Consider the following 10,262-nt stretch of genomic DNA (forward strand, 5'->3'; position numbering starts at 1 on the left):
TCCGACAAAATTACTCGGACTTTGTACCTGCGTAATATTTTGGCGTAAACTGCCGGCAAGCCTGTGAGGAGTTTCCATGACTGCCATAACCATTACCGACGCCGCCCACGATTACCTGGCTGACCTGCTGTCCAAGCAGAACACCCCAGGCATTGGCATCCGCGTCTTTATTACCCAACCCGGCACCCAGTACGCCGAGACTTGCATCGCCTACTGCAAGCCTGGGGAAGAAAAACCTGAAGACACCGCCCTGGGGCTTAAAAGCTTCACCGCGTACATCGACAACTTCAGTGAAGCCTTCCTCGACGACGCCGTGGTCGACTACGCCACCGATCGCATGGGCGGCCAGTTGACCATCAAGGCGCCCAACGCCAAGGTGCCGAACGTCAACGCCGACAGCCCGGTCAACGAGCGCATCAACTACTACCTGCAAACCGAGATCAACCCGGGGCTTGCCAGCCACGGCGGTCAGGTCAGCTTGATCGATGTGGTCGAAGACGGTATTGCCGTGCTCAAGTTCGGCGGCGGCTGCCAAGGCTGCGGCCAGGCGGACGTGACCTTGCGTGAAGGCATCGAGCGCACCTTGCTCGAACGTATCCCGGAGCTCAAGGGCGTACGTGACGTGACCGACCACACGCAGAAAGAAAACGCCTACTACTGAGTAAGGTGTTCACTGCGAATAAAAAAAACGGCGCCCCGTGAGCGCCGTTTTTTTTATGCTTAAAATTCAATGTATTACGCAATCTACTTAACAAAACAGATCAACTGTGGGAGCTGGCTTGCCTGCGATGCCGGCCTATGAGTCAACAAGTCCGGTAGCTGACACACCGCTATCGCAGGCAAGCCAGCTCCCACATTTTGGTTCTGTGAATTCAGGGGCGATATAGGTGAGCATGCCCCGCCCGATACAGCGAAGACTCGCTGAAACCATCATTGGCCAACACCCGGCCCACCACAATCAACGCCGTGCGCCGAAACCCTTTGGCCGCTACCTTCGCGGCAATATCCGCCAACGTGCCCACCACCCAATCCTGATCCGGCCATGTGGCGCGGTGCACCACGGCAATCGGGCAGTCCGCGCCGTAGTGCGGCAGCAGTTCGGCGACGATCTTCTCCAGATGGTTGACCCCCAGGTGAATCGCCATCGTTGTGCCGTGTTGCGCCAAGCTGTCGAACGCCTCACCGGCCGGCATGCTGGTTTTATCGGCATAACGGGTCAGGATCACACTCTGGGCGATGTCCGGCAACGTCAGCTCTGTTTCCAGCAACGCTGCGCACGCCGACACCGCCGTCACCCCAGGGATGATCTGGAAGGGGATGCCCAACTCACGCAAATAACGGATCTGCTCGCCAATCGCGCCATACAGGCTTGGGTCGCCGGAGTGTACGCGCGCCACATCCTGGCCGTTGGCGTGGGCTGTCTTGATCAGCTCAATGATCTGCTCCAGGTGCAATTGGGCGCTGTTGACCACCTGTTCGGCCTGATGACCTTGCAATACCGCCGCCGGCACCAGGGAGCCGGCGTAGATGATCACCGGGCAACTGCGGATCAGCCGCTGGCCCTTGACGGTGATCAATTCCGGGTCGCCGGGGCCTGCGCCGATAAAGTAGACGGTCATGGGAGTTCCTGTTGAAAAACGGGCGAGCATGAAAGTTGCTCATGATCGAGGAGCGCAATTATCGGGATTTTAGTCGGCGCACGCCAATGCAAACGTCGCCTGGGCGGTTTTTTTGCGCGTGATCAACAGGCGGGCAGGGCGTTGGGACAGCTGTTCAGCCAGGGCCAGGGCCGCGCTTTCGGCGATGCCGTAGCAACCGGTATGCGCAAATGCGACGGCTGACTTGTGGCTCAAGCGGTCTTCATAACCCGCCAATTGTTCTGCACTGAAACACTGCAAGGGCAGTTCCAGCAACCGGGCCAGGGCCAGCAGGCCGGGTTCAGCCTGTTTGTGATCAATGCTCGCCAACGCGGTGATGCGTTGGCGATCAATGCCGCCGTCGGCGAGGGCTGCGTCAAGCAGGCCAAGCAGGGTGTGAACATCACAACCACGCTGGCAACCCAGGCCGACCACCAGCGTCATGCCGAATATTGGCCGTCGCGGTTGCGGCGAAACAGCCACGCGCTGATCCAGCCCAAGGCCAGCCAGAAGGCGACGTTGGTCAATTGCGAGGCGATCTTGAACTGCGCTTCCAGGGCTTCGGGTGCCAGCATCGAATGCACTTGCGGTTGTGGTGCGCCGATCACGTGGGGCACGGCCAGGATCGCCACGCCCAGCACCTTGAGCAGCCAGCTACGACCAAACACCAGCAGTGCGATACCCGCAGCGGTAGAGGCCGCGGTGCCGATCCACCAGATCTGCCGTTGCGCCAGGTCGGCGGCAGCCGTGCCCGGCAACTCCGGCGGCAGCCCCAGGGTCGGCGCCAGTACAAACGTCGCGTAACCGGCCAAGCCCCAGAGCAACCCTTGAGCCGTGCGGGTCGGCGCGCGCAAGGTGTAGAGACCGGCGAGCATCAGCGCGAAACCCACCGCTACCACCAGGTTGCCACCGGTGGTCGACAGCACACGCTGCCAGCCATTTTCCGGCTCCCAGGCTTCGGCGTCGTGGGTGTGGGCTGCGGCCCCGGCGGCGTGTTCGTGCGCGACTTCGGCAACCGGGGCCTTTTCAAAGGTTTCCGCCTGCAAAATCAGCGGGGCGACCCAGAAACTTTGCAGCAGGGTCAGCAACAGGGCGGCCAGCAGGCCGGTGAAACCTGCGGTTTGCGCAATACGCTTGATCATGTCGGCAGGTCTCAGTGGCACGGGAACGCGGCGCTGTGGCGGGTATCGTGGGCGGCGTTGTGCACCGCTTCGATATGCGAGAAACCGGCGAAGTACACCAGGCATGCGCCGAGGATCGACGCGCCGATGGCGGCGCCCAGGCGTTGGCTCAAGGTGGCGGTGCTGCTGGCGGTGTGCGAAGTGCTGCTGATGATCGACATGGCGCGTCCCTTCAGGGGTTCAGGGTGACGCAGGCGCATGAAAACCCCGCGAGGCAGGCACGCAGGGTTCTGAACAGCGCCCGCCCACCGCGGGTTTGTTATCTGATTTTTTCGGGCCGGTCTCCGGGCTTGCGAGGGGCGCTCTTGGGAAAAGAGCTGGGCCGTATCAAGTGTCTCCTTCCCATGCACAGGCACAGTGGATTTGACACTTCGCTCGCTTACCGTTGCGGGGGCAGCACCGGACTCGTCATCACGCGATGACTCACCGGTTTCCCGTTTCACCCTGTGAAGGGCACCCGAAACAAGATGTGTAGGAAAGCATGGGCGGGCGACGGTAGTCAAATGGCGCGAGCCCCTGTAGCCTTGCACCTTCGAGGTTCTTCGGCCCACGCCGAAGCTAAGAAGGGAACGCGGTCCAAGCCGCGGCTGCCCCCGCAACTGTGAAGGGTTCAGCTGACTGCCACGCCACTGCCATAACGGCGGGAAGGCGCAGCCAGCGCGAGTCACCCGACTCGCAAGCCCCAAGCCAGGAGACCTGCCTCGTAACTGATTTTCTACTTAACCGGGCGGGGTGATCCGGTGACGAAATCCGCTGCTGCGCGCCGTCGCAGGGCCTATCGTCCCGTATGCCCGCCCCAAAGGGCATCCGATGAAAACACTGGCCAAACTTCCCGTCACCATCGTTACCGGCTTCCTCGGCTCGGGTAAAACCACCTTGCTGCGCCATATGCTCGACAACGCCCAAGGCCGTCGCATTGCGGTGATCGTCAACGAGTTCGGCGAGCTGGGCATCGACGGTGAAATCCTCAAGCAGTGCTCCATCGGTTGCACCGAAGAAGAGGCCAACGGCCGCGTTTACGAACTGGCCAACGGCTGCCTGTGCTGCACCGTGCAGGAAGAATTCTTCCCGGTGATGCGCGAGCTGGTGGCTCGTCGCGGCGACCTCGACCATATCCTTATCGAAACCTCGGGCCTGGCCCTGCCAAAACCGCTGGTGCAAGCCTTCCAGTGGCCGGAAATCCGCAGCGCCTGCACGGTTGACGCAGTAATCACCGTGGTCGACAGCCCGGCCGTGGCCGCCGGCACCTTCGCCGCTTTCCCGGACCAGGTTGACGCTCAGCGCAAACTCGACCCGAACCTGGACCACGAATCGCCGCTGCACGAGCTGTTCGCCGACCAACTGGCCAGCGCCGACCTGGTGATCCTCAACAAATCCGACCTGATCAGCGCCGAAGACCTGGCCCGCGTGCGCCTGGAAGTCGCCGAGGAACTGCCACCGGCCGTGAAGATCATCGAAGCCAGCAGCGGTCGCTTGCCGTTGGACGTGCTGATCGGCCTGGGCGCCGGTTCCGAAGAACACATCGACGGCCGCCACAGCCACCACGATCATCACCACGACGGTGAAGACGATCACGACCACGACCACGATGCGTTCGACTCCATCTCCATCGACCTGCCGCAAGCCGACGAAGCGCTGCTGCTCGACGCCCTGACCCAGTTGGTGGTGCAGCACGGCATCCTGCGCGTCAAAGGCTTTGCGGCGATCCCGAACAAGCCGATGCGCCTGCTGATCCAGGGTGTGGGCACGCGCTTCGACAAGCATTTCGACCGCGCCTGGGGCGCCGACGAAGCACGCATCACACGCCTGGTGCTGATCGGCCAGGCGCTGGACGCGGCGGGCCTCGAAGCGCAATTGCGCGCAGCGCTCAGCGTTTAACCCATGCACCTGCTCAGGACTCAGCCGGGTGGTTTCGTTTCGGACGACAATATTGCCGACTTGGGCCAAACCCCCGCCGAGCTGGTGATCCTGTGCAGCGGTGATTCCAGCCTGGCACTGTTGGCCGAGGCCGGCCAGCAGTTGCCCGACGACTACCCCAGCTTTCGCCTGGCCAACCCCATGCAGGTGCAAAACCACGCCTCGGTCGACCTCTACGTCGACGAGGTGCTGCGCCATGCCAAGGTCATCCTGATTTCGCTGCACGGCGGCATCGGTTATTGGCGTTACGGCATTGAGCGTCTGGTGGAGTTGGCCGAGCGCGGCGTGCAGTTGATTCTGGTGCCGGGCGATGATCGCCCCGACCCGGAACTCAGCGGCTTAAGCACCGTTGGCATGGCTGAGCGCGACCGCCTCTGGCACTTCCTGCGCCAGGGCGGTTTGGGCAATGCGCTGGATTTTTATCGTTGCCTGGCCAGCAGCCACTTGGGCCGCGACTACGCCTGGGCCGAGCCGCAAACCCTGGCGCGCACGGCGATTTATCACCCGCATAAACCCCACCCACGGCTGAACGACTGGCAGGCCGATTGGCACACCGACTGGCCGGTGGCGGCGGTGTTGTTCTACCGCTCGCACTTGCAGGCGGCCAATACCGGTTTTATCGACGTGTTCTGCCAACGCTTGCAGGCGGCGGGTCTTAACCCGTTGCCGATGGCGGTGGCCAGTTTAAAAGAGCCCGGCTGCCTGACGGTGGTCGAGGACCTGCTGGATGAAGTGCAGGCGGCGATGATTTTAAACACCACCGGCTTTGCCCAATCCAGCCCGGAAGCCCCGCACCTGCGCCCGTTTCGCCGCAACATCCCGGTGATCCAGGCGATCTGCGCCCAGGACAATCAGCCCGGCTGGGAGGCCAGTGAACAAGGCCTTGGCCCGCGTGACCTGGCCATGCACATCGCCTTGCCGGAGCTGGACGGGCGCATTATCAGCCGGCCCATCAGCTTTAAAGATTTAGCCTGGCGCAGCGAGCGCAGCCAATCCGACGTGGTGTGCTACCGCGCAGCGCCGGAGCGCATGGATTTTGTCGCTGAACTGGCGCGGCGCTGGGTCGAACTGGCGCGAGTGCCGAATGCCGATAAACGCATCGCGCTGATCCTGGCCAATTACCCGACCCGCGACGGCCGCATCGGCAATGGCGTCGGTCTGGATACGCCAGCGGCGGCACTGAATATCCTGCGTGCGCTGCAAGCCGAAGGTTACCCGGTGCCCAGTGAGTTGCCCGCCAGCGGCACTGCCTTGATCCATGAACTGCTTGGCGGCGTCACCAACGACCTCGACAGCCTCGACCTGCGCCCGTGCCATCAAAGCCTGGGCCTGGACGACTACGAGGCGATGTTCCAGCGCTTGCCCGAAGCCAATCGCCAGGCGGTGCTGGAACGCTGGGGCGCGCCGCACACCGACCCGATGTGCCGCGACGGGCGCATGATGATCGCCGGACTGCGCCTGGGCCTGACCTTTGTCGGCATTCAGCCGGCACGCGGTTATCAGGTGGACCACAGCGCGGTGTACCACGACCCCGACCTGGTGCCGCCCCATGGCTACCTGGCGTTCTACTTCTGGTTGCGCCACACCTACGGCGCCCATGCCGTGATCCATGTGGGCAAGCACGGCAACCTTGAATGGCTGCCGGGCAAGGGTGTCGGGCTGTCGCAACATTGCTGGCCGGATGCGCTGCTCGGGCCATTGCCGAATATCTACCCGTTTATTGTCAATGACCCAGGCGAGGGCGCCCAGGCCAAGCGCCGCACCCAGGCGGTGATCATCGACCACTTGATGCCGCCGCTGACTCGCGCCGAAACCTACGGCCCGCTGCGTAACCTGGAGCTGTTGGCAGACGAATATTACGAAGCGCAGTTGCTCGACCCACGCCGCGCCCTCGAGCTGCAAAAAGACATTCTCAAGCTGGTGCGCGAAACCCGTATCGACCAGGAACTTGAGCTGGACAACGACGCCGACGCGGCAGTCTGGCTGCCGCGCCTGGACACCTACCTGTGCGACTTGAAGGAGTCGCAGATCCGCGACGGCCTGCATATCTTTGGCGAGTCGCCCGAAGGCCGCCTGCGCATCGACACCTTGCTGGCCTTGTTGCGTATTCCCCGTGGCGATGGGCGTGGCCCCCAATCGAGCCTGCTGCGGGTGTTGGCCAAAGCCTTCGACCTGGGTTTCGACCCACTCGATTGTGCCCTGTCCGAGCCCTGGACCGGGCGTCGTCCCGAGGTGTTGCAGAAGATCGACGCGCAGCTGTGGCGCACCGCCGGTGACACCCGTGAACGTCTGGAGCTGTTTGCCGCGCGGCTGATCGAGCAAGCACTGGAAGGGCCGCTGGAACAGCTTGAAGAGCCCGGCTGGGAGGACGTCAAGTCAGTCATCGAGAGCCTGCGCATTGTTGTCGCGCCGCGCCTGGACGCCTGCGGCCCTGCCGAAATGCGCGGCTTGCTGGATGCGCTCAGTGGTCGTTTCGTACCCGCTGGCCCCAGCGGCGCGCCAAGTCGCGGGCGCCTCGACGTGCTGCCCACCGGGCGTAATTTCTTCAGCGTTGATGTGCGCAACCTGCCCACCACCACGGCCTGGCGCATCGGTTTTCAATCCGCCAACCTGATCCTTGAGCGGCACTTGCAAGACCATGGCGACCATTTGCGCCAGCTCGGTCTCTCTGTCTGGGGCACCGCCACCATGCGCACCGGCGGCGACGATATCGCCCAGGCCATGGCGCTGATGGGCGTGCGCCCGGTATGGGCCACGGGCAGCCAGCGTGTGGATGACTTTGAAATCCTGCCGATCAGCCTGTTGGATCGCCCACGGGTGGATGTGACGTTGCGCGTGTCCGGGTTCTTCCGCGATGCCTTTGCCAACCTGATCCGCCTGTTCGACGCAGCGGTGCAGGCGGTGGCGGCGCTGGATGAGCCGGACGACATGAACCCGCTGGCGGCCAAGGTGCGCAGTGAGCGTGAAGCGTTGCTCAAGTCGGGCCTGGACGAAGCGGCGGCTGCGAAGCAGGCGGGCTGGCGCATCTTTGGCGCCAAACCCGGTGCCTATGGCGCGGGCGTGCAGGGCGCGATTGACGGTCGCCTGTGGCAAAGCCGCGAAGACTTGGCCGAGGTCTACCTGAACTGGGGCGGCTACGCCTATGGTGGGGCCGATGAAGGCACCGCTGCCCGCGAACAATTCGCCCAGCGCTTGAGCCAGGTACAGGCGGTTTTGCACAACCAGGACAACCGCGAACACGACCTGCTCGATTCCAACGATTACTACCAATTCCAGGGTGGCATGCTCGCCGCCGTGGAAACCCTGAGTGGCGACAAGGCCGCCAGCTACCATGGCGACCACAGCCAGCCGGACTTGCCGAAGATCCGCACCTTGAAGGAAGAGCTCAACCGGGTGATCCGCTCCCGTGCCGCCAACCCCAAGTGGATCGACGGAGTGAAACGCCACGGTTATAAAGGCGCATTCGAGATGGCGGCCACGGTAGACAATTTGTTCGCATTCGACGCCACCACTGCGCTGATCGACGATCACCAATACGCCTTGCTTGCCGACGCTTACCTGCTCGACGTCGACACCCGCGCCTTTGTGCAGCAGCACAACCCGGCGGCACTGCGCGACATGACCGAGCGCATGCTCGAAGCCCAGCAGCGCGGTATGTGGCAGGAGCCGGGCGCGTACCGCGAGGCGTTGGAAAACCTGTTGCTGGACATAGAAGAAGACAGCTGACCGATCGCTCGCCACAAGAAATAGCAGAATTTAAAGAGAGCAGGTATGACCGATATCCCCCACTTCCCGCTGTCCGCCGTGGTCGGCGCCGATGAGCTGAAACTGGCGCTGTGCCTGACCGCCATCGACCCGAAAATCGGCGGCGTGCTGATCGAAGGCCCACGCGGCATGGCCAAGTCGACCCTGGCGCGTGGCCTGGCGGACCTGCTCGCCAGTGGTCAATTCGTCACCTTGCCGCTGGGCGCCACCGAAGAGCGCCTGGTCGGCACCCTGGACCTGGACGCCGCGCTGGGCGAGGGCCGGGCGCAGTTTTCTCCCGGTGTATTGGCCAAGGCCGATGGTGGCGTGCTGTACGTCGATGAAGTCAACTTGCTCCCCGACCACCTCGTGGACCTGCTGCTGGATGTGGCCGCCAGCGGCACCAACCTGATCGAGCGCGACGGTATCTCCCATCGCCATTCGGCGCGTTTTGTGCTGATCGGCACCATGAACCCGGAGGAGGGTGAGTTGCGCCCGCAACTGCTCGACCGCTTCGGCTTCAATGTGGCGCTGAGCGGGCAGACCTTGCCCAGCGAGCGTGGGCAAATCATCCGGCGCCGCCTGGATTTCGACAGCGACCCCGCCGCGTTCTGCACGCAGTGGGCCGAGCAGCAAGCCGCCTTGCGCGAACGCTGCACCCAGGCGCGGGCGCGGCTTGACAGCATCGAACTGGATGACCAGGCCTTGGCGCAGATCACCGAGCGTTGTTTTGCCGCCGGTGTCGATGGCTTGCGCGCTGACCTCGTCTGGTTGCGCGGCGCCCGCGCCCATGCGGCCTGGCGTGGTGCCGGCGCCATCGGCGAAGAAGACATCGAAGCCGTGGCCGAATTTGCCTTGCGCCATCGCCGCCAAGCGCAAACCCCGCCGCCAAGCCCGCCCGATCAAGGCCCGGCAGCAAAACCGTCTGACCCGTCACCCGGCCAGGGCCAGTGGGGCGATATGCCCGCGCCCGCATTGCCCACGGGCGCCCGCCGCGAAGTACCCGCCTGGCCAAAAAAGCCCTAGGCATTCGCCCTCGACCTGACGCGGGGGCGGATGCCCGGCCCAAGGCAGGACGACTGGAACACGGCAGGCACGGCAAGGCGCGCAGCGCCCAGCGTGGCGCGATCAATTGGCCGGGCACTTTGCTCGGTGGTCGCCCGCAATCGCGTGAGGATCTGCTCTATCACCTGCGCAGCCGCGCGGCCCATGAGCTGTGGCTGGTGATTGTCGATGCCTCGGCGTCCACCCGCCGCCATGGCGCGCTGAGTGACGCCAAAGGCTTGCTCGCCCAACTGTTTGATGACGCCTACCGGCAGCGGGCGCGCCTGGCGTTATTGACCGCCAGCGGGCAATCGCCCAAGTGGCAGGTGCAGGGGCTCAAGGCCGCCCAAAGCTTGAGCGGCTGGTTGGCACAGTTGGGTGCCGGTGGCGGCACACCGTTGCTGGCGGCGTTGTCCGAAGCCGGCCAATGGCTGCACGCACGCCGCCAGCGTTACCCGGCCGAGCAGCAACGGCTGCTGGTGATCACCGATGGGCGGCTCAAGGATATCGCTGGGTTGCCTGTGCTCGATTGCCCTGGATTGCTGGTGGATATCGAGCGCGGCCCGATCAGGCTGGGCCGCGCGAAGCAGCTGGCGCTTGAGCTGCAACTGGATTATCGGCCTATCGATAGCCTGTAGGCTTAATAAAACTGAACCTTGCCTGATTCCCGCTTGTCCCCGCTTCCCATGTCACCCCCTGCCTGCCAAATCCCTTAATTTTTCAAGCCTGCCGGAAGCCT

General features: G+C 63.6%; 9 protein-coding genes and 2 riboswitches. Of the genes, 5 read left to right on the forward strand and 4 right to left on the reverse strand.

Features of this window, described 5'->3' with window-relative positions:
- Positions 1 to 76: 76 nt before the first annotated feature.
- Positions 77 to 661, forward strand: coding sequence for a Fe-S biogenesis protein NfuA (nfuA, locus tag PSH96_RS12375; protein WP_017136914.1), 585 nt, complete (start codon positions 77 to 79; stop codon positions 659 to 661).
- Between the two features lie 211 nt (positions 662 to 872).
- Here nfuA and cobM read toward each other — a convergent pair whose 3' ends face one another.
- From cobM to PSH96_RS12395, 4 genes are all read right to left on the reverse strand, one after another.
- Positions 873 to 1,619 carry a precorrin-4 C(11)-methyltransferase gene (cobM, locus tag PSH96_RS12380; protein ID WP_305459495.1) on the reverse strand — a complete coding sequence of 249 codons (747 nt, stop codon included), beginning with the start codon at positions 1,617 to 1,619 and terminating at the stop codon, positions 873 to 875.
- Between the two features lie 69 nt (positions 1,620 to 1,688).
- Positions 1,689 to 2,081: a cobalamin biosynthesis protein gene (locus tag PSH96_RS12385; RefSeq protein WP_305459496.1), complete on the reverse strand. Its 393-nt coding sequence runs from the start codon at positions 2,079 to 2,081 to the stop codon at positions 1,689 to 1,691.
- Positions 2,078 to 2,779, reverse strand: coding sequence for a CbtA family protein (locus PSH96_RS12390; RefSeq protein ID WP_065911425.1), 702 nt, complete (start codon positions 2,777 to 2,779; stop codon positions 2,078 to 2,080). Before PSH96_RS12390 ends, PSH96_RS12385 begins: the two co-directional genes overlap by 4 nt.
- 11 nt (positions 2,780 to 2,790) lie before the next feature.
- On the reverse strand, positions 2,791 to 2,979 hold the full coding sequence (locus PSH96_RS12395) for a CbtB-domain containing protein (protein ID WP_056859468.1): 189 nt from the start codon (positions 2,977 to 2,979) through the stop codon (positions 2,791 to 2,793).
- Positions 2,980 to 3,075: 96 nt separating this feature from the next.
- Positions 3,076 to 3,294: riboswitch (cobalamin riboswitch) on the reverse strand.
- 42 nt (positions 3,295 to 3,336) lie between these two features.
- A riboswitch (cobalamin riboswitch) is annotated at positions 3,337 to 3,537 on the forward strand.
- Between the two features lie 91 nt (positions 3,538 to 3,628).
- Between PSH96_RS12395 and cobW the strand changes: the two genes are divergently transcribed.
- From cobW to PSH96_RS12415, 4 genes are read left to right on the forward strand one after another with little or no spacing between them, the layout of a single operon-like run.
- The gene (gene cobW / locus PSH96_RS12400) at positions 3,629 to 4,696 is read left to right on the forward strand and encodes a cobalamin biosynthesis protein CobW (RefSeq protein ID WP_244972707.1); all 1,068 of its coding nucleotides are present in this window, start codon (positions 3,629 to 3,631) and stop codon (positions 4,694 to 4,696) included.
- Between the two features lie 3 nt (positions 4,697 to 4,699).
- The gene (cobN, locus tag PSH96_RS12405) at positions 4,700 to 8,461 is read left to right on the forward strand and encodes a cobaltochelatase subunit CobN (RefSeq protein ID WP_305459497.1); all 3,762 of its coding nucleotides are present in this window, start codon (positions 4,700 to 4,702) and stop codon (positions 8,459 to 8,461) included.
- A gap of 45 nt (positions 8,462 to 8,506) precedes the next feature.
- A complete protein-coding gene (locus PSH96_RS12410) occupies positions 8,507 to 9,505 on the forward strand; it encodes an ATP-binding protein (protein ID WP_305459498.1) in 999 nt (332 codons plus the stop codon).
- Positions 9,506 to 9,558: 53 nt separating this feature from the next.
- Positions 9,559 to 10,161, forward strand: coding sequence for a VWA domain-containing protein (locus PSH96_RS12415; RefSeq protein WP_305460054.1), 603 nt, complete (start codon positions 9,559 to 9,561; stop codon positions 10,159 to 10,161).
- Positions 10,162 to 10,262: the final 101 nt, after the last annotated feature.

The organism is Pseudomonas sp. FP2338 (assembly GCF_030687515.1).
Lineage (GTDB): Bacteria > Pseudomonadota > Gammaproteobacteria > Pseudomonadales > Pseudomonadaceae > Aquipseudomonas > Aquipseudomonas salomonii.

Excerpts from the sequence above, each read along its gene's own strand:
- PSH96_RS12395 (WP_056859468.1), bottom strand. The coding sequence starts at position 2,979 with ATGTCGATCATCAGCAGCACTTCGCACACCGCCAGCAGCACCGCCACC.
- PSH96_RS12385 (WP_305459496.1), bottom strand. The coding sequence starts at position 2,081 with ATGACGCTGGTGGTCGGCCTGGGTTGCCAGCGTGGTTGTGATGTTCAC.
- PSH96_RS12390 (WP_065911425.1), bottom strand. The coding sequence starts at position 2,779 with ATGATCAAGCGTATTGCGCAAACCGCAGGTTTCACCGGCCTGCTGGCC.
- cobN (WP_305459497.1), top strand. The coding sequence starts at position 4,700 with ATGCACCTGCTCAGGACTCAGCCGGGTGGTTTCGTTTCGGACGACAAT.
- PSH96_RS12410 (WP_305459498.1), top strand. The coding sequence starts at position 8,507 with ATGACCGATATCCCCCACTTCCCGCTGTCCGCCGTGGTCGGCGCCGAT.
- cobM (WP_305459495.1), bottom strand. The coding sequence starts at position 1,619 with ATGACCGTCTACTTTATCGGCGCAGGCCCCGGCGACCCGGAATTGATC.
- nfuA (WP_017136914.1), top strand. The coding sequence starts at position 77 with ATGACTGCCATAACCATTACCGACGCCGCCCACGATTACCTGGCTGAC.
- cobW (WP_244972707.1), top strand. The coding sequence starts at position 3,629 with ATGAAAACACTGGCCAAACTTCCCGTCACCATCGTTACCGGCTTCCTC.